Annotated in this window: 21 protein-coding genes; 11 read left to right on the top strand and 10 right to left on the bottom strand. The window is 72.4% G+C overall.

All coding sequences use genetic code 11. The annotated features are described in order from the left end of the window. The 3 genes from BM414_RS26560 to BM414_RS29810 form a co-directional block, all read left to right on the top strand. A partial coding sequence (locus BM414_RS26560) for a hypothetical protein (RefSeq protein ID WP_217644947.1) occupies positions 1-261 on the top strand: 261 nt, incomplete at its 5' end. Between the two features lie 794 nt (positions 262-1055). Further along, entirely contained in the window at positions 1056-2120 is a 1065-nt protein-coding gene (locus BM414_RS26555) for an IS701 family transposase (RefSeq protein WP_425432379.1), read from the top strand. Positions 2121-2122: 2 nt separating this feature from the next. After that, positions 2123-2272, top strand: coding sequence for a hypothetical protein (locus tag BM414_RS29810; protein WP_175551832.1), 150 nt, complete (start codon positions 2123-2125; stop codon positions 2270-2272). Positions 2273-2286: 14 nt separating this feature from the next. Here the strand turns inward: BM414_RS29810 and BM414_RS26550 are convergent, their stop codons facing one another. Further along, positions 2287-2913: a response regulator gene (locus BM414_RS26550; protein WP_217644946.1), complete on the bottom strand. Its 627-nt coding sequence runs from the start codon at positions 2911-2913 to the stop codon at positions 2287-2289. Further along, positions 2910-4007 carry a sensor histidine kinase gene (locus tag BM414_RS26545; RefSeq protein ID WP_175551837.1) on the bottom strand — a complete coding sequence of 366 codons (1098 nt, stop codon included), beginning with the start codon at positions 4005-4007 and terminating at the stop codon, positions 2910-2912. Before BM414_RS26545 ends, BM414_RS26550 begins: the two co-directional genes overlap by 4 nt. 122 nt (positions 4008-4129) lie before the next feature. Here BM414_RS26545 and BM414_RS26540 point away from each other — a divergent pair, with 122 nt between their 5' ends. The 4 genes from BM414_RS26540 to BM414_RS26525 all read left to right on the top strand — a co-directional run bounded on the left by BM414_RS26540 (position 4130) and on the right by BM414_RS26525 (position 5998). Then, entirely contained in the window at positions 4130-4465 is a 336-nt protein-coding gene (locus tag BM414_RS26540) for a DUF2568 domain-containing protein (protein WP_093584640.1), read from the top strand. A gap of 21 nt (positions 4466-4486) precedes the next feature. Beyond that, positions 4487-5158 (top strand): hypothetical protein, encoded by a 672-nt coding sequence (locus BM414_RS26535; RefSeq protein WP_093584637.1) that lies wholly within the window; start codon positions 4487-4489, stop codon positions 5156-5158. 63 nt (positions 5159-5221) lie between these two features. Continuing rightward, the gene (locus BM414_RS26530; RefSeq protein ID WP_093584634.1) at positions 5222-5542 is read left to right on the top strand and encodes an antibiotic biosynthesis monooxygenase family protein; all 321 of its coding nucleotides are present in this window, start codon (positions 5222-5224) and stop codon (positions 5540-5542) included. 9 nt (positions 5543-5551) lie between these two features. Next, a complete protein-coding gene (locus BM414_RS26525; RefSeq protein ID WP_093584631.1) occupies positions 5552-5998 on the top strand; it encodes an SRPBCC family protein in 447 nt (148 codons plus the stop codon). A gap of 242 nt (positions 5999-6240) precedes the next feature. On the opposite strand, the gene BM414_RS26520 is transcribed toward BM414_RS26525, so the two are convergent. From BM414_RS26520 to BM414_RS26490, 7 genes are all read right to left on the bottom strand, one after another. After that, positions 6241-7911, bottom strand: a complete 1671-nt coding sequence (locus tag BM414_RS26520) for a CPBP family intramembrane glutamic endopeptidase (protein WP_093584628.1) — start codon at positions 7909-7911, stop codon at positions 6241-6243. Between the two features lie 251 nt (positions 7912-8162). Further along, positions 8163-8549, bottom strand: coding sequence for an ASCH domain-containing protein (locus BM414_RS29805; protein WP_093584625.1), 387 nt, complete (start codon positions 8547-8549; stop codon positions 8163-8165). Between the two features lie 38 nt (positions 8550-8587). Further along, a complete protein-coding gene (locus BM414_RS26510) occupies positions 8588-9499 on the bottom strand; it encodes an alpha/beta fold hydrolase (protein ID WP_139246065.1) in 912 nt (303 codons plus the stop codon). A 293-nt stretch (positions 9500-9792) separates the two neighbouring features. Continuing rightward, the gene (locus BM414_RS26505; RefSeq protein WP_093584619.1) at positions 9793-10473 is read right to left on the bottom strand and encodes a response regulator transcription factor; all 681 of its coding nucleotides are present in this window, start codon (positions 10471-10473) and stop codon (positions 9793-9795) included. Then, positions 10470-12395: a sensor histidine kinase gene (locus tag BM414_RS26500; protein WP_139246064.1), complete on the bottom strand. Its 1926-nt coding sequence runs from the start codon at positions 12393-12395 to the stop codon at positions 10470-10472. Before BM414_RS26500 ends, BM414_RS26505 begins: the two co-directional genes overlap by 4 nt. Positions 12396-12635: 240 nt before the next feature. Further along, a complete protein-coding gene (locus tag BM414_RS26495) occupies positions 12636-13391 on the bottom strand; it encodes a CPBP family intramembrane glutamic endopeptidase (RefSeq protein ID WP_175551835.1) in 756 nt (251 codons plus the stop codon). A 383-nt stretch (positions 13392-13774) separates the two neighbouring features. Beyond that, positions 13775-14473 carry a TetR/AcrR family transcriptional regulator gene (locus tag BM414_RS26490; RefSeq protein WP_093584610.1) on the bottom strand — a complete coding sequence of 233 codons (699 nt, stop codon included), beginning with the start codon at positions 14471-14473 and terminating at the stop codon, positions 13775-13777. 104 nt (positions 14474-14577) lie between these two features. Here BM414_RS26490 and BM414_RS26485 point away from each other — a divergent pair, with 104 nt between their 5' ends. From BM414_RS26485 to BM414_RS26470, 4 genes are all read left to right on the top strand, one after another. Further along, positions 14578-14832 carry a 2TM domain-containing protein gene (locus BM414_RS26485; RefSeq protein WP_093584607.1) on the top strand — a complete coding sequence of 85 codons (255 nt, stop codon included), beginning with the start codon at positions 14578-14580 and terminating at the stop codon, positions 14830-14832. Continuing rightward, positions 14829-15752: a CPBP family intramembrane glutamic endopeptidase gene (locus BM414_RS26480; protein ID WP_093584605.1), complete on the top strand. Its 924-nt coding sequence runs from the start codon at positions 14829-14831 to the stop codon at positions 15750-15752. The genes BM414_RS26485 and BM414_RS26480 overlap by 4 nt, the downstream gene beginning before the upstream one ends. An 85-nt stretch (positions 15753-15837) precedes the next feature. Continuing rightward, on the top strand, positions 15838-16194 hold the full coding sequence (locus BM414_RS26475; RefSeq protein WP_093584602.1) for a hypothetical protein: 357 nt from the start codon (positions 15838-15840) through the stop codon (positions 16192-16194). Between the two features lie 254 nt (positions 16195-16448). Beyond that, on the top strand, positions 16449-17093 hold the full coding sequence (locus BM414_RS26470) for a response regulator (RefSeq protein ID WP_093584599.1): 645 nt from the start codon (positions 16449-16451) through the stop codon (positions 17091-17093). Between the two features lie 50 nt (positions 17094-17143). Here the strand turns inward: BM414_RS26470 and BM414_RS29800 are convergent, their stop codons facing one another. Next, positions 17144-17479: a hypothetical protein gene (locus BM414_RS29800; protein WP_175551834.1), complete on the bottom strand. Its 336-nt coding sequence runs from the start codon at positions 17477-17479 to the stop codon at positions 17144-17146. Positions 17480-17681 lie beyond the last annotated feature (202 nt).

The following is a 17681-nucleotide window of genomic DNA, read 5'->3' as shown; positions in this document are numbered from 1 at the left end:
CGGGCTGCTGGTGAGCCGATCGTGACCGAGCAGGTCGTGCCCGCAGATCCCGAGGTCACCGTCACCGAGGGCGAGGCCTTCTCCGAGACCACCACGACGACCGCTCCCGCCGAGCCCGTGGTCACGGTCGAGCGCACGCCCACCGACAGCGTCGTGGTCGTCACCGAGGCCCCCGGCGCACCCATCGTGATGACTCAGACGCGGATCACCGGTAGCTGCGTGAGGAATCCCGGGCAGGGCAACCAGGCGAACGCCTGCTGAGCGCGGCCAACCACACCGGCCTGCCACGCACCTCCGGGACCGCGCGGCAGCTCGGGCTTGACTGACGACGGGTGGGGACTCGCGGAGAGTCTCCACCCGTCGTCATCCGCGTCCTGTCCCGACGGGCCGATCAGCCAACCACCAGCCAACCTGCCTCACCCATTTGGCAGACACCGAGGCCGCGGCACGGGTCAAGTCCGCGTCCTCTGCATTGCTTCGGCCCTCGTTGACAGGCTCACCGGAATTGTCCTGTCTATGGGTGTCCGCCGATGGGCGGGCGTGGGTCTTGCCGGTGTGGCTGCCGATGTGGGGCAGGCACGAGAGTCACGCTCACGAAGGTGCTGACGCTTCGTGCTCTGTGGACCGCTCGTGCCTGCCGTCCCATCGTGCATCCTTGTGAAGTGACCCCCGTTAGGCGGACGCCTTGGTGTGCCCCGGGTTCCGTGGAGTCGCTTCACGCGAAGGCCGAGACCGCCTGGACGTGCGAGTGCTCCTGTGCCGGCAAGAACCATGGCGGCGATGGCGGGACGCGGTGGACCTGGGTCTCAGAGGACGCCGAGGTCATGGCTGCCTGGGAGATGGTGCGCCACACGTACGTCATCAAGGCGCGGTGGGCCTAGACCTGCTACGGCAGTAATGCGTGTCGCTGCCGGGATCGACGAAGGGCTGGTAGTAGCGCGGGTGGATGCGCTGCGATGGCCTGGTGGCCGAGGTGCAGGACTGGGCAGCGGGCCTGGAGGAGGTGCACGCCCGGATCGCGACTGCCCTTCGCTCGAGCGGAACCGCGGGCGCGGGTGCTGGGCTATCTGCGCGGGCTGCTGGGTCAGCTGGAGCGCAAGAACGGCTGGACGCTGGCCGAGGCCGCCGGGGAGGTCTCCCCCGATGGCATGCAGCGGTTGCTGCGCACCGCGGATTGGAACGCCGGCGCCGTCCGCGATGAGCTGCGCTCCTATGTGGTCGAGCGGCTCGGCGGCGGTGGGGTGCTGATCGTGGATGAGACCGGGTTCGTCAAGAAGGGGACGCGGTCGGCGGGGGTGGCCCGGCAGTACACCGGCACCACCGGCAAGATCGACAATTGCCAGATCGGCGTCTTCTGCGCCTACGCCACACCGGCCGGTCGGGCGCTGATCGACCGGGAGCTGTATCTGCCGCGGGCCTGGACCGATGACCGCCAGCGGGCCCATGCGGCCGGCATCGGCGACGAGGTCGGCTTCGCCACCAAGCCGGAGCTGGCCCGCCGGATGCTCACCCGGGCCCTGAACGCCGGGGTTCCCGCGACCTGGCTGACCGCCGATGAGGTCTATGGGCAGGACAAGCGGTTGCGGGTGTGGTGCGAGCAGCAGGGGTTGCCCTACGTGTTGGCCACCCGCTCCACCGACACCGTCGCGACGATCGACTGGCGTCAGCGGCGGGTCCCGCGCGCTGATCGCCGAGCTGCCCGAATCCGCCTGGGCGCGGTGCTCGGCCGGCGCCGGCGCGCACGGCCTGCGCCTCTACGACTGGGCGCGCCTGGAGCTGCTGGCCGGCTTCGACCCGGGCTGGGCCCGCTGGGTGCTGGCCCGCCGCAGCATTCCCCCCGACCGCGGCGAGGAGCCCGAGGTCGCCTACTACGTCTGCGCCGGACCGGCCGGGACCCCCTCGCCCAGCTGATCGCCGTGGCCGGTGGTCGCTGGCGGATCGAGGAGTGTTTCCAGGCGGCCAAGAACGAGGCCGGGCTGGCCTTCTACCAGGTGCGGGACTACACCGCCTGGTATCGGCACATCACCCTGGCGATGCTCGCCCACGCCTATCTGGCCGCCACCCGCGCCAGCGCGGAAAAGGGGGGTCCGCAGCCGGAACCGAGCAGCTCATCGCGCTGACCGTGCCCGAACTGCGGCGCCTGCTCAACACCCTCATCCGCACGCCGCGGCCCGACCTGGACCTCACCGCGGACTGGTCCTGGTGGCGCCGACGACGCCAGGCCCAGGCCCGCGCCGCCCACTACCGGGCCCGCGGACAGGCACCGCCATAACTGCCGTTGCAGTACTAGGGCCGTGCGACCCCGTGCTGGTAGGCCCAACGGACGGCCTGAGCGCGGTCGCGTGCCCCGATCTTGGCGAAGATGCGGTTGACGTGAGTCTTGACGGTGGCCTCGGAGACGACGAGCCGCTGGGAGATTTCGATGTTGGACAGGCCTTCGGCGATCAGGGAGAGAACGTCGGTCTCCCTCCCGGTCAGTGGTCCCGGCGGCCGGTCGTCGGCAAGGGATGCCAGCAGCCGTGCCTGCACCGGGGGGTCCAGCAGGGCCTGACCGGCGTGGGCCGCGGCGACGGCGCGGGCGATCTCGGCGACACCTGCGTCCTTGGTCAGATAGCCGCGGGCTCCCGCCCGCAGGGCGGCCAGGACCGACTCGTCGTCGGCGTGCGTGGTGAGCACCACGACCTCCACGTCGGGGTGCTGGCGACGGATCCGTCGGGTCGCCTCGATCCCGTCCACCTCGGGCATCCGCAGGTCCATCAGGACGACGTCGGGCCGGTGTTCGGCGACCAGCGCGAGGGCTTCGTTGCCATCCGCTGCGAGGGCGACAAGTTGCAGGTCGTCGACGAGTTCGAGCAGGGCGGTGAGGCCTTCGCGAACGAGGCGCTGATCATCGGCGACCAGGACACGGATCACGCCGGAACCTCGAGTCGGACCCGGAATCCTCTATCGGACGGTCCGGCATGGAGCCGCCCGCCGAGCTGCGCCGCGCGTTCGGTCAGCCCGGTCAGGCCACGTCCCCCGCCGGCCTCGTGCAGTGGAGCGGCGCGGCAGCCTCCGCCGTCGTGCACCTCGACCACGGCACCGTCCGGCCGCCAGTCCAGCTGCACGTGCACCGGTGCCCCCGGGGCGTGCTTGCGTGCGTTGGTCAGCGCCTCTTGGACCGTGCGGTAGACCGCCAGGGAGGCCTCCGGTGCCAGCGGCCGTGGCTCTCCACGGACGTCGAGGGTGCACGGCGCCGCGGTGGCCGCCTCGTGTTGCGCGACCAGGTCGGGCAGCGCGCTCGGGCCGGGCACGGCGTGGCCGCGGAGTGTGGCCACCGCTTGCCGTGCCTCGATGAGTCCGTCACGCGCCAGCTGGTGAGCGCGGGACAAGCCCTCGGTCAACCGCCGGGGATCGCCGCCACGGTCGGCTCGGATGGCGAGCGCTTCGAGCTGCATCACGAGCGCCGACAGGGTGTGTGCCAGGACGTCGTGCATCTCCCGGGAGATCCGGGCGCGTTCGGCGAGCGCGGCGCTGGCCTTCTCCGCCTCGCGGCTTCGCTCCAGCTCGACGACGAGCCGGTCGGCCCGGTCACGCTGCTCCTGCTCCGTTCGCAGGAGCAGGCCGAACAGGAAGAACAGCGCTGCACCGCTGGTCACCACCGTGATGAAAACGGCTGCATTCTGTGCCTCGATCGCCAGCGCTATGTCGAACAGAAGGACGCTCGCGCCGGCGACCGCCGCTGCAGTGCGACGGGGCAAGCGGAGCGGCGCGTAGGCGACCCCGAGGTAGAGCCCGATTCCGCCAGTCCCCGTCGGGTCACCGTGCCGGGCCGCCGCCGCGGCCGCGGCCATGACGAGCAACAGCGCGACGGTGATCCGAACCGGCGCGTCGAACCACAGCAGGAAGACCAACGCCGCTGCCGAGTACACAGCAACCGACAGCGTGACGATCAGCGCATTGCCCGACGCGCCGAGTCCGACGCTGCTGCCGGCGTTGGCGATCACCACGAGCGCGACGACCGTCAACCCGACCGGTAGGGGCCACCGCCGCTGCCCGTGCACAGCGCAGAGTCTCCCCCCACGGGTGGACCTGGAAAACCAACCCGCGCGCCGACGATCCACCGACGCTGCAGCGAGACCGTTTCGGCATGCTCGCTGCCGCGCAGAACCTCAACCTGCTGGTCCGGTTCCTGCTGGAGTTGGCTCTGCTGGGGGTCGTCGCCGCCGCCGCCTGGCGAGGCCTCCGCTCGTCGGCCGCTCGGCTGGCCGGAGTCGTCCTGCTCCCGGCGATGGTCGCCGTCGGCTGGGTCGTGCTGGTGCACGGCGACTGGATGCCCCAGCCGGTGCGGACGACCGCGCAGATCGCCGCCCTCGCGCTCGGGGTCGTCGCCCTCGGGCGCCTCGGCTTCCGAGCCCTCACCATCTCCGCGCTCGCCGGCCTGGCCGTCGCCAATGCCGTGCTGCTCGTCGTCTGGAACCAGTAACCCCCCGGAAGGAGCACCACCGTGAACACCGACACCCGTACCACCCCCCGACGCCCTGCCACCCCCCTCATCGGGGCTGCCGGCTATGTCCTGTCCTGGATCGTCGGCCTGCTGCTGGCCCCGGCCGCTCCCGGCCGGGGCGATTCCGCCTCCCAGATCGCCGCCTTCTATGCCGACCACGGCGTCGCCGTCGTGCTGTCGGCACTGCTCGTCCACGGAACCGCCGCTGTGGCCTTGGCCGTCCTCGCGGTGGGAATCGCCCGGGCCACCGGCGTCCGTGCAGGACTCCGCCGCGTCGTCGTGGGAACCGGCCTGGCCGCCGCCACGCTGTCCGTGCTGCAGTTCGCCCTCGCCGTCATCACGGTCATCGGCACCCACGCGGACACGGTCAGTCGCACCCTTCGGCTCTCCATCGACTTCGTCGACGTCCTCAAGATCGCTCTGCTGGCCGCCTTCGTCTGGACGGCGACCACGGCCGCCACCCGACGCGGCGCCGCTCCCCAGTGGCTGAGGGTCACCGCCGCCGTTCTCATTCCGTTGCTGCTCGTCGGCAGTGCGGCGCTGGTGGGCGTCCAAGCGCTGGACCCGGTCCTGGCCGCCTCGCTGCTCGCGCTGCTCGGTTGGGCTGCAGCCATCGGCTACCTCGTCGCCCGCGGTGCCACCCAGCACCCCAACCGGTCGCTCGCCGCCTGACCCGCCGACCCGACTCGCTCGACCGACGCCCAGCCCACCCCATCGCACCCTCGGGAGGAACCCATGAGCACCGCCATCCTGATCAACTGCTTCGAGGTCGCGCCCGACCAGGACGAACGCTTCCTCACGTTGTGGAAGCAGGCCGACGAGCTGCTCCGCAGCCGAGGCGGCTACCGCAGCACCTGCCTGCACAAGGCGCTCGGCCCACAGGCCCGCTTCCGCTACATCAACGTCGCCGAGCTCGACGCGGTCGAAACCTGGCAGTCCATCGTCAGCAGCCCCGGGTTCGGCGCCATCGCCGAACAGATGCGCCAGTTCCAGCCCTCCCCCGGCCTCTACGCGGTGGAGATCTCCCACACCGTCCCATCCACCGAGCCCGCCTGAGGACCCGCCATGGACATCGACCCCGACGCGCCGGTGCAGGCAACCCGCAGCGTCGCCATCGCCGCCGCCCCATCCCTCGTCTGGGCCGTGCTCGCCGACATCCAGTCCTGGCCCAACTGGAACACCGACGTCCGCGACGTCTCCGTTCCGAACGAAGTGCGCCCCAGTGCCACCTTCAGCTGGCGCTCCGGGCCAGGCCGGATCACCTCCACCATCGCCGTCGTCGAGCCAGAGCGGGAACTGTCCTGGACCGGCCGCACCCTCGGCATCCACGCCGTACACGTGTACCGCCTGCAACCGTGGCGCGGCGGCACCACCGCGGTCCTCGAAGAGTCCTGGACCGGACTGCCCACGCGACTGCTACGCCGCAGGTGCCAGGCAATGCTCAACGACGCCCTCGACAGCGGACTGACACGACTCAAGAGCGCAGTCGAGAACCGGTCGGCGGCCCCATAGCCGTCGTCCACAATCGTCGTCGGCGCCACCATGTCCACCGCTCGGGCAGCCGAAGCCGTGACGCACCGCCGATGTGCACCGAGGCACCGCCCGCTGCAGCGAACCGCAGCCTTACCTGCACGCCATCGTGGTCAGGGACGGGAAGCGTCTGAGCTGCCGAGGCCCGGTCCGGCACGCAGATGACAGCCGGTGGCGCCACCGCGGTCACGGCGATGCGAGGGCCCTGCGGCGGAGGGAGCGAGTCAGCGGCTCTGGAGGGCGTCAAGTGCGACGGCCATCGCGGCGGCGACGCGGAAGTCGAGCCGGAGGTCGGGAACCGTGACGGTGTAGCGGTCGCGGATGGCCTTCTGCCGCTCACTGGCCAGTACGACCTGACCGGTGTTCCGGTCGACGAAGTCGAAGTGGAAGACGAAGGGCACCCAGATGTCGCCGAGCCACGGGATCACTCTCCAGAAGCGGCGCAGTAGCGCGATGAGGGGCCGGCGCTCCCGGCCCACGGCGTCGACGCCGGGCGCGTGCAGGTCCCAGGTGGAGCGCAGCAGGCTGGCCGCGAAGTCCTTCCGGAAGTAGCCCAGCGGCTGGCCGTACTCGTCGAACACGTCGTGCTCGGCGTGCACATCGAGCCGCTGCCGCGCCTTGAACGAGAACACCGGACGGGTCCGCGACTCGTCGGCGAAGAACGTCACCTCCTCCTTGAGCTTCAGCCGCTTCTGCTCGGCGAACCCGAGCAGGTGCCCCTCGGAGCCGTCCGGGTTGGCGGCGCGGATCTCGTAGCGGTTCACCATCACGGTGACCTGCTGCCGGATGAAGAACTGCGGCACCAGCATCTCTTCAGTCGGCTGCTGCGGGGCCGGTGGCTGCTGCGGCACGGAACGGATCACTGTCGTACTCCCCTGATGTTGTGGGTGAGGTGCGGACGTTTCGACGGGTTGGTTCACCTGCGGCGCGGGGACGTCGTGGCACGCCTGTGGACGGCGACCCGGGCGCCTGCTGAGGACATCGCGGGCGGTCAGGTTGGGGTCGACCCCGTCAACCAATCCCGGCCGCGAGTCGGGCGCCTCCACAGGGCCCGCCGGCAGGCCGAGGCGGCCCCGGGTGTGGAGGCAGAAAGCTGCCCCCAGGGCCAACGAGGCGGCGGCCAGCAGGAGCTGCCAGCCGAGGGCGTCGCCGGCTTGGCCGAGGACTGCGTAGCGGATGCCGTCGCCGGTGTCATTCATGCCGTGGACAAGCACGGCGATGAGGAGGCTGCCGCCGCTGGCGTTGTAGAGGTAGCCGGTCACCAGCGAGTGTCCGACGATCACGACGGCGTAGACGACGAATGGGTAGGCGGCCCGGGTGCTGTCCGGGTCCGACCACAGCGGAAGGTGCCAGGCGGCCCACACGAGGCCGAGGAGCAGGTTCGCCGGCACGGGCGACATCCGCAGTTGCAGCTGAGGCTGCGCCACGCCACGCCAGCCGAGCTCCTCGTCCAGGCCGCCGCCGACCGTGGAGACGACGAAGAAGTGCAGCGGCACGGCCGCCAAGTGGCTGGCCACCGCGTCGGCGTCGGTGGAGCCGCCGGTGAACAGGTGGACGAGTGCCGGCACGACGGTGACCGAGCCGAGGACGAGGGCCAGGACGAACCAGCGGCCGGCAACGCCGCGGAAGCGCAGTCGGCCCAGCAGTTCCTTGACCGCCGCCCATCCGCCGTGCCGGGCGGTGACGGCGAGCGCCGCGAGCATCGGACCGAACGAGCCGAGCACGACGAGCAGCGTGGGCGGCAGGGGCAGGGGCAGGGGCAGGTTGATGCTCCCGCGGAGGTCGAGACCGGCTGGTGTCCACAGGACCCAGGAGATTCCGAATCCCCCGACGAGGAAGCCGCGCAAGATGGTGTCAAGCGCCGGCGCCCGCGTGGCGGTCGGACTGGTGCTCATGGGTGGACCTGCGATCCCACGGTGGCTCCTTCGTCGGCCGGCCCTGACTGCAGGGCCCGCGCGCGGCGCTCCCGTCCGCCTCGGCACGACCCTCGTCCGAGGCCGTCCGAGGCGGATCCCGCTGAGGGAGGCAAGTGCTGTACCTCCAGCGACGGAGGCCCCTCCGTCTGGAGGACCCGCCGAGCCAGCCCCGTCGGCAGGCTCACGCGGAGTCGACAAGGCCGGACCACGAGGGCCCGGCCAGCCGGTCGTCACCGTTCGGCCTCCATCCCCGGGTCGTCCCGGCCCACGACGTGGAACCGGACCCAGACCACGGGTGTGCTGCCGTGCACGAAGTGGCCGGCGGCCAGCCACTCCTGGCGCCGGGCCTGCACCCATGCCGCATGGACGTCCGCGTCCGGGTCGTCTGCCCGACGCACGGTCTCCGCGACGTCGTCCAGGGCCGCGACGCCTGCCTCCTCGACGCGGAGGACGGCGAAGGATCGGCCGGTGTGGTCGACGGCGAGCAGCAGCTCTCCTGGTCGCTCGAGGAGGTCCGTGCTGCCGTCCGGGTCGAGGAGCGGCCGCAGGACCGCCGTCTTGCGTCCCTCGAGGACGTGGTCGACGTGGCGTCGTCCGGTGGCTGCCATGCTGCTCACGACGACGGTCCGCAGCCCGTAACGGCGGTGCAACGCTCTCACCCTGCGGTTGCGGCTGCTTCCCGGACGAGGCCGACGACCCATTGCGGGTCCGCGTAGTGGACGTAGTGGCCGCCGCTCTCCGCCGAGACGTGCTCGCCCCGGCTGCTCCGGGCGGCGAGTGCGGCATGGGCGTCGCGCTGGGGCCGGCTTGCGGACGCGGCCGAGACCACGGTCACCGGGAGGTCTCCCCAGGAGGAGTCCTCCTGACGCAGGAGGTGGTCGGCGGAGGCGACGGTGCCCCGCAGCTCGCGCAGCGAGGCTTCGATGGCCCCTGGGTGGTACGCGGCCGGAAGTCGGCTGAGCAGCGCCTGGGGCGGCTGATCCCCCACGACCGCCGGGACCAGCCACTCCCCCGACCACCGGAGAACTCCGGTGCGGGCCAGCAGGCCTCGGATGCGCCGTTCGACGACCGCCACGGTGGGCACCCCTCCGGTGCGGACGGCCTCGTCGTCGGTCGGGTCGAGGAGGACCATGGCCGTCACCTCCTCCGGGTGGGCCTGTCTGAACTCCCGGGAGACGAGCGCGCCGACGGAGTGAGCCACCAGGACGTACGGCCCCTGCTCGCCGGCCGCGCTGAGCAGGCCGGCGAGATGGGCGGCGGCCTCCTCGCCGGTCCAGGCGCCGTCGTCGGCGGCACCGCTCCAGCCCAGGCCTGCTCGGTCGTAGCCGCACACGCGCAGGCCGTCGTCGAGCGAGGACTGCACGTCGGCCCAGCTCAGGGACGGTTCGCCGAGCCCCGCCTCGAGGACCACCGTCGGGGCACCGGTCCCGGTGCAGTTCAGGTGAATATCGGTCCCGGCCACCGTCACCAGGCGTCCGGGCGAGCGGTACCGCTCGTCATCGGACCGGGCGATGACCGCCTCGGCAGTAGCGCCGACCAGCCCCGCCACGACGAGCAGGACGAGCACGAGGAGGAGGCCGCGTCCGACCCGGCGGAGGCCCGGGCGACGCCGTTGCCTCGTTGCTCGGGCCGGCCCGGTGGCGGTGTCGCGGGCCGGTTCAGTCGAGGTCTCGAGCATCACTGGTCCCGGGTGCGTGCGGAGGGAGTCGGCGGTGGGCCGAGCTTGGCGGACGAGCCCCCTGGCGGACCTCGCCCGGAACGAGGTTCGGAACCCGATCCGGAGGACCGGTCGAGGAGCATCCCGCTACTCCGGGAGGAGTAGCTCGCGAGTTCCGCCGGAGCAGCGCTCCGGTCGGCCGATCAGGACCCGGACGGTGTCTCCAGGGCGCCAGGGGTCACCAGGCCGGACTCGTAGGCCAGGACCACCGCCTGGGTGCGGTCGCGCAGGCGCAGCTTGGTCAACAGGTTGGTGACGTGGGTCTTCACGGTCAGCGTGCTGAGGAAGAGGGCCTCGGCGATCTCCGCGTTGCTCAGGCCGCGAGCGATGTGCCGCCAGATCTCCAGTTCCCGAGCGGTCAGCTCGCCCAGGAGGGCCTGGTCCGGGTGGTGCGGCACCGGCTGGGCGGCGAACGCCTCGATCAGGCGTCGCGTCACCGAGGGCGCCAACAACGCCTCCCCACCCGCCACCGTCCGGATCGCGGCCACCAGTTCCTCGGCCGGCGTGCGCTTCAACAGGAACCCGCTGGCACCGGAACGCAACGCCTGGAACACGTACTCGTCCAGCTCGAAGGTGGTCAGGATGATCACGCGTGGCGCGCCGGCCTCACCGGTGATCTCGGCGGTGGCCTGCAGACCGTCCATCCGCGGCATCTGCACGTCCATCAGCACGACGTCGGGATGCAGAACCCGCACCTGGGTGACGGCGGCGGCGCCGTCACCGGCCTCACCGACGACGTCCAGGTCCGGTTGCATGTCGAGGATGAGCCGGAGCCCGGTCCGGATCAGGGTGTCGTCGTCCACGACGAGGACCCGGATGGTCACCGCTGGTCCCCTGCCCTCTGGGTGAGCGAGGGCGGTGAGCTGGGGCTGCGGGGCACCGGGATGCGAGCGTCGACACGGTGTCCCCCCTTGCCGTCAGGCCCCGCCGAGAGCTCGCCCTGCAACATCGAGATCCGCTCCTGCATACCGGCCAGTCCCCGTCCTCCGGAGGGCAGCACCCGGTCCGGACGGGCTCCGGGATCGTTGTGGACGGTCACGCTCACCGAATCGTCGGACCGGACGACCTCGACCGTTGCACGGGCCCCCGGCGCATGCTTCACGACGTTGGTCAGCGCCTCCTGGACGATGCGCAGGATCGCGACCTGCAGCGAGCGGGGAAGGTCACCCGTGGGAGCGGCGGCCACGTCGACGCTGGTGCCGGCCGCGCGAACCCCTCGGACGACGTCGTCCAGGTCCGCGGGGCCGGGCAGGACCCAGCCCTCGCCGGCAGGGTCCCCCCGGAGTGAATGGACGACGGCGTCCAACTCCCCGAGCGCCCCTCGCGCCGAGGCCTCGATGGACCGCAGGGCGTCTCCGACCTGCTGATCGGCCGCATCCCCCGAGGAGGCAGCCGCCACTCGGGCCGCCCCGGCCAGGACGACGATGAGCGACAGGGTGTGGCCGATCGAGTCGTGCAGGTCCCGTGCCATGCGGGTGCGCTCGTCCGCCACTGCGGCACGCTCGCGGAGTCGTTCCTCCTCCTCGGCCGCCGCGAGACGCCGGACAAGGGACCGGTTGTGCTCCCGGGCGAAACGGGCCGTGTCGCCCACGAAGAGCGCGCCGGCGACCAGAGCGAGCAGGGGCCCGGCGAACGCGCCGGCCTCCCGCGGGTACACCAGCACGGCCACCGTCAAGGTGACGAGACATGTCGCCACCGCCGCCATCAGGGCCCGGTGTCGGGCCCGACGTGCAGCGATCTCGTGCACGGCGATGCCGATGGCCAGGAGGCCGCCGCTCCCGATCGGCATGCCGGCCAGCGCGAGCCCGGTCAGGACGGTGACGAGGAACGCGAGGACCGCCTGGGGAGCCCGGTGGCGCAACAGGAGCGGCAGGGCGACCACGGCTGTCGACACGACGGGCCACCCCTCGAACGGCCAGTCCCGGGTCGGCACGGAGGACTCGTCGACGAAGGTCAGGAAGGCGACGCCGAGCACGGACCCGGTCGAGGAGAGTCGGGAGGCGATGGGCAGCCGTCGCCCCTCCGGAACGGCGACCGGGGTCGTGCCGGGACCCGCCGCCCGGTGCTCCTGGACGTCGGGTCGCCGCAGGTGGCTCAGGAAGCCGTCGAGCTCGGCGAGGACCTGACGTCCGAGCTCCTCGATGGCCCTCAGTCGCGGAACTGCCTCCTGCCGGCCACCGTGCGCACGGGCGGCGGCGACCTGCAGGACGATGGCGTCGAGCGCCTCCCCCACCAGGTCGTGCAGCTCGCGCGTGTTCCGCAGGCGCTCCTCCAGGGCCACCACCTGCGTCCGGAGTCGGGAGCGGTCCCGGCGGCGGGAGAGCTCCTCTTCCATCGCCCGCCGCACCTGCGTACGCCGGCCCGCCGCATCACCCAGCACCCACGCCACCAGCAGGGCGAGCGCGGTGACCGAGACGAAACGGAGCAGGCCGGGTTGTCCCCCCAGCCACGCGCTTCCCCAGCTCGTGGCGAGGACGACGACGGGCACCATCGCGGCGGTCGGCCACCGCGTCCGCGCAACGACCGCGCCCGTGGCGATCGCCTGGCCCATCATCGCGTTCGTGACCGGCAGCCCGGCCGCCAGCTGAGCGGCCGTCACACCCGCCACGACCAGGAGCACAGGACCGGGTGAACGGCGCAGGAGGAGCAGCGGCAGGGTCTGGCCGAGGACGCCCAGCAGGGGCCACCAGCCGTGGGCTCGATGGGCGTCATCGAGCCCGCTGGTGCTCATCAGGAGGACGAGCACGGTAGGCGCCACGGTCAGCGCTGCCGCAGGGATGCGTCCGGAGGGATGGAGCAGACCGGCGGCGGGGGGACGGGCGTCGAGGGGCCGCCGGTCGCTGGCACCACCGGTCGGCCGCACGCGGCACAGGTTAGAGCTGCCGGCGCGTGCCGGGTCCCTTTCCGGGCACGACGTCCGCGTCGTTCCCGGCCGCTGGGCCGGACTGCGCCGCCGAAGGGCGGCGACGCAGTCCGGCCCGGCCGATCACAGAGCCCTGGCCGGCGGTGCGACCGCCGCGTGCACCGCCGGGGCGCATCCGCCGGAACTCGCCGCCGGTCGTGCGCGCACCAGGAGGACGACGGCGATCACGGCGTAGGCGGTGACCGGGACGACCCCGGCCTCACCGGCCACGTACTCCATGGTCGTCTCGTCGCCCGCGAGGAGCCCGGCGAGCCACGCGATCGCGACGTTGTGCGTGGAATGCGCCAGGACAGCGGGCCAGACGCTGTCGGTCCGCAGGCGCAGCCAACCCATCAGGACCCCGGCGGCCGCCACGGTGGCGAGGAACATCGGGATGACGACCGCCCGGTTGCCCGCGGGAAGGTACAGGCTGGTCAGCAGGACGACCGGCAGGTGGAAGAGCCCGTGCATCAGGCCGCTGAGCAGCAAGGCCCGCCGCTCGCCTAGGGCGGTCAACCGCGGGAGCAGGTACCCGCGCCAGCCGATCTCCTCGGTCAAGCTCCCCGTGACGGCGGCGTACAGGACGTTGAGCAGGAAGATGGCCGGCCACAACGCCGGGCTGACGTCCGCGGCCTGGCCCACAGGACTCCACTCGGCCACGCCGAAGGCCGCAGCGAGCGCTCCGCCCAACGCGATGACGCCGAGGGGCAACAGAACGGCCACGGGCCACAGCCGCAGGCCCGATCGGTGCAGACCGAGCGAGGCCCATCCGGACCGTCGCCAGCCGTCACGGGTGACGACCAGCAGCATCAGCAGCGCGGCGATGACCGGAGTCGTCATGGCCACCGCGGTACTGCCGCCTGTCAGGGCCACGACGGTCACCATCGAGACGGTCAGGGCATAGAAGAGTGCAGCACTCCGGAGGGGCGAGAGCGAGGGGAACATGACACGTCCTTCGACGGGTGACGGCGGTCGGGTCCACGGCGCGTGGCGGGACCGAGGATGTCGCTGCCGGGCGAGAGGCACCTCGGCCTCGACGAGGCTTCGTGACGGTCACCAGGAGCCATGTGAGAGCGCCGGGTCTACTGCCGACGGAGGAGACCTCCTCCTCCTTCGGTCGGTGCGCCGCCCGTCAATCGACCGTCGCGTGACCGCGAGGTACCGCGCCCACACGGCGCCGGCCGTGCGGGGGCCGTCCGACCGCCCGGAGCGGTACCCGTTCCTCAGCGACTTCCGGGGACCGCGCCGACGGTGCGGGACTGCGCCTCCAGTCCAGTGATCAGGAGCCGCAGGCCGTGGTCGAACTGGGCGGTGAGGTCAGGCCCGTACAGGTGATCGATGGACGCGGCGATGTGCGGGTGGTCCTCGGCGGGTAGTGCGGCGAGGACGGCATGGGTGGCGGCCTGGTCCCGGGCACCACCGTCCGGGGCGGCGGCGAACGGGGCCTCCAGCGCGGCGAAGCCGAGCGTGTAGAACAGCACCGCCTGATAGCCCTTGGCCGCCGACTCGGGGTCCAGCCCACCGGCCAGCAGCAGCCCGAGCCCGGCGTCGATCCCGCGCAGGGTCGCCTCCTGCCGGGGTGGCCGCCGCACGGCCGCCGGCACCAGCGCGGGATGAGCGAGCAGGGCGCGGCGGATGCCGTGGGCCACCGCGTGCAGCTGATCGGCCCATCCGGTGACGATCGAGGCACGCGGCGCCGCGTCGGGGGTGCGGCCGGCTTGCCGAGCCTGCGCGAACACCCGGTCGGCCAGCGCTTCGACGAGTTCCTCCTTGTCCGCGAAGAACCGGTAGACCATCGCGGCTGCCGCGCCGACCTCCCGGCCCAGCCGCCGCATGGTCAGGGCGTCGAGTCCCTCGGCGTCCAGGATCTGCATCGCGGCGTCCAGCAACAGCTCACGGGTGATCCGCTGCGGTCGCGGCATGGACGTCCCTCCTGTGCTGTCGATCGCTCTTGTAGAAGTCAACCGTGTTCACCTAGCCTGCGGCCACTCGGTGAACACCGTTGACTCACCCAGCCGGAGGAGCGATGGACGCGGACGCGAAGCAGCCGACAGCGGAAGATCGAGCACGTCGACGGGTCGAGGCGGAGGTCGGACTGGCCGTCCACCGGGCCGCGTACCTGGCGGTCAACGCCGGCCTCCTTCTGGCCGCGGGCGGCTTCGCGGGGTCGTGGTGGCGGCTGGCGGGTTGGGGATCGGGCCTGGCCGTGCACACCGGCTGTGTGCTCGCCGAGATCGGTCGGCTGGTGGAGCGGGAGCTGGCACGGGAGCGTGTCCGGTGAGCGCCGTGCTGCCGGGGACGTCGCCCGAGCGCCTGGGCCGCGCCCGCAGCGACGGCCTGGTCGTGGTCGTGTTCTGGGCCGCCGCAGCCCTGGCGAGTGCTCTTCCGCAGATCCTCGTGGGCGAGGTGACCGGTCGCGCGCCGTGGCTCCTGGCGGTAGCGCAGGTCGCCGCGCTGCTCGGGCTGTGGGCCTGGGTCCGGCGGCCCGATCGGTTCCAGGCGTTGGACGGCCCGCTGCGCTGGCTCATCGCGATGGCCGCCGGCTGGCACCTGATCCTCGGTGGCCTGCTGGGCACCCAGGCATGGGCGGATTGGCAGCACAGCGTCCCCTGGGTCGCGCGCGGCGCCGTCGTCCAGGTCCTGATCTTCGTCCCCACCCTGCTCCTGGTCGTCCTCGGACCCGGCCGGCTGGGCGGGGCATCGCTGCGCCTGCGAGCTGGAGACGACCGAGCCCGCGCGCGTGCCGGTGTCTACACGCTGGGCCGCCGCCCGACGTGGCGGCGCCTCGGGACCTTCTGGGCGGTCGGCATCACCGTCGGCACGGCGACGGCGATGTGGTTCGCGCTCGGCTCACAGCTCGACGACGTCTGCGTGCTGCTGTGGTCCCTGCCCGCCATCGCGGTGCTGGCGGCCACCAACACCGTCAACGAGGAGTTCGGCTACCGCAACGTGCCCCTCGCGGTACTGCCGCCCGTCCTCGGGCCCCGGGCCGCCGTGGCGGCGACCGGCCTGCTGTTCGGCCTCGCCCACTACTACGGCAACCCGCCCGGCGCCTCAGGTGTGGCTCTGTCGGCATTCCTGGGCGTCCTGCTGGCCAAGAGCATGGTAGAGACGGGCGGCTCGAAGTGGGCCTGGATCATCCATTGGCTGCAGGACATGGTCATCTTCTCCTTCCTCGCGCTCGCATGGAGCAACCTGTGAGCCATCGAGCGCCCCAGCGGCCCACCCAGCGACCCGACGCCGCGAAGACAAGGGCGCCCCTGGACGGGACAGCAGAGGCCCGCGCATGAGCGAGCCGACGTCCGAAACCGGAGATGTCCTCCTGCAGCTCGCCGCTCGCCTGAGGGAGAACCAGGTCTTCGGTCCCCCGGTCCAGCGCGACGGCGTGACGGTGGTGCCGGTGGCGCATGTGCGAGCCGGTGGCGGACTCGGAGGCGCTGCTCACCGCGGTCCTCACGAGACCAACGGCGGCTTCGGCTTCGTGGCACGACCGGCTGGTGCATGGATCGTTGAGGACTCCGGCGCCGTTCGCTGGCAGCCGGCGGTCGACGTCACCCGCATCGCCATGCTCGGTCACATGACGGCAGCTGCGGCGCTGTTCCTGCTCGTGATGTCGAGGCGTCACCAGGAACGCGTCGGATGACCTCGTCCGTGGCCACGCCGGGCTGACCGTGCTGGCGGGGATACCGGGTCGGCTGCTCGTCGCCGAGGCAGCGGCCTCCCCTGTCGACCCCCGGCTCTCATCGCCGCAGACGCACGTGGGCAACGTCCGATGACCCGGTGCGGCGGTCCCCGGCGACGGTCGCGGCGCCGGTCGTGGCGCCGACTGTGGCGGCCGGCTCGTGAGAACGCCGGCCCCGGCCAGCGACGACCACGGACTCCTGCGCGCCGGTCCGCGTGCTCGTCGCCGAGGACCACCCGATGTTCCGGGACGGCCTGGTGTCCCTCCTGCGGGCCCGTCGCGGCACCCGGGTGGTAGCCGCGGTGGGGACAGGAAGGGAGGCGGTCCTGGCGGCCGTGAAGCACCAGCCCCACGTCGCGGTCGCCGACCTGCGCATGCCCGACGGCGACGGCACCTGGGTGAACGAGACCCTCCGAGAACGGACTCCCGCCGTACGGGTGCTCGTGCTCACGTCAGCCGAGGACGACCGCGCAGTACAAGCGGCGCTGGCCGCCGGCGCACACGGCTATCTACTCGAAACCGCGGAGCCAGCGGTCGTACTCGCCGCGGTCACAGCGGTCGCCGACGGGGCCACGGCGCTCTCCGACGACGTGTTCGCCGGATCGTCCCGCCGTCTACAAGGCCGAGGCCGGACCGCCCGGCCCTTTCCCGAACTCACCGACCGTGAATTCGAGATCCTCGAGCAGCTAGCCGACGGCCGGTCGACCGAAGACATCGCGCTCCGCCTCGGACCGAGCCCGAAGACCGTCCGCAACCTGGTGTCCTCGGTCCTCCTCACGCTGGGAGCGCGGGACCGAACCGCCGCCGCGGCCGCGGCTCACCGAGCCGGCCGGGGTGGTTCAGTGCGGCCCGACCAGTAGGTGCACCTGAGCCGGTACGTGTCCCATGTGCAGCGACGCCGCCCTGCCGCCTACACCGCTTGTTGGCCGGTGGAACTGTGCCGACAGCTGGTAGACCCAGGCCGCTGGTGCGCTCCGCGGTCCACCGGGCGGCCACCAGGGCGCAGCGCCGTGCCGCGCACCGCGCGCTCGCCAATGCGCTGGCCGGCGACCCGGACCGTCGCGCGTGGCGCCTGGCCGCCGCCGCCGACCGGCCCGACGAACAGGTCGTCGCCGCGCTCGATGACGTCGCTGAGCGCGCCACCGCCCGCGGCGGTCACGAGGCGGCCGTCGCCGCCTGGGCCCGTGCCGCCGAGCTGACGGCCGATCCGCAGGCGCGCGCCCGGCGACTGAGCGCGGCGGCGCACGCGGCGTGGCTGGCCGCTCGGCCCATCCGGGCGCGGTCGCTGGCCGACGCCGCCCGCCCACTCGCTGGCCCCGGCGGCCGCACAGTTCCGCTCCGCGTTCGCAGAGTGCGATCCCGGCGACGACACCGACCTGCGTTCCAACCTCGGGGTCGCCGCCTTCCACCTCGGCGACGACGACGTCGTCCTCACCCTCCACGCCCGG

The organism is Geodermatophilus amargosae (assembly GCF_900116515.1).
GTDB classification, from domain to species: domain Bacteria; phylum Actinomycetota; class Actinomycetes; order Mycobacteriales; family Geodermatophilaceae; genus Geodermatophilus; species Geodermatophilus amargosae.
The sequence above is the reverse complement of the archived record's forward strand: the minus strand, read 5'-3'. Positions and strand labels throughout refer to the sequence as shown.

Excerpts from the sequence above, each read along its gene's own strand:
- BM414_RS26475 (WP_093584602.1), top strand. The coding sequence starts at position 15,838 with ATGAGCGAGCCGACGTCCGAAACCGGAGATGTCCTCCTGCAGCTCGCC.
- BM414_RS26530 (WP_093584634.1), top strand. The coding sequence starts at position 5,222 with ATGAGCACCGCCATCCTGATCAACTGCTTCGAGGTCGCGCCCGACCAG.
- BM414_RS26485 (WP_093584607.1), top strand. The coding sequence starts at position 14,578 with ATGGACGCGGACGCGAAGCAGCCGACAGCGGAAGATCGAGCACGTCGA.
- BM414_RS26525 (WP_093584631.1), top strand. The coding sequence starts at position 5,552 with ATGGACATCGACCCCGACGCGCCGGTGCAGGCAACCCGCAGCGTCGCC.
- BM414_RS26540 (WP_093584640.1), top strand. The coding sequence starts at position 4,130 with ATGCTCGCTGCCGCGCAGAACCTCAACCTGCTGGTCCGGTTCCTGCTG.
- BM414_RS26520 (WP_093584628.1), bottom strand. The coding sequence starts at position 7,911 with ATGAGCACCAGTCCGACCGCCACGCGGGCGCCGGCGCTTGACACCATC.
- BM414_RS26495 (WP_175551835.1), bottom strand. The coding sequence starts at position 13,391 with ATGACGACTCCGGTCATCGCCGCGCTGCTGATGCTGCTGGTCGTCACC.
- BM414_RS26490 (WP_093584610.1), bottom strand. The coding sequence starts at position 14,473 with ATGCCGCGACCGCAGCGGATCACCCGTGAGCTGTTGCTGGACGCCGCG.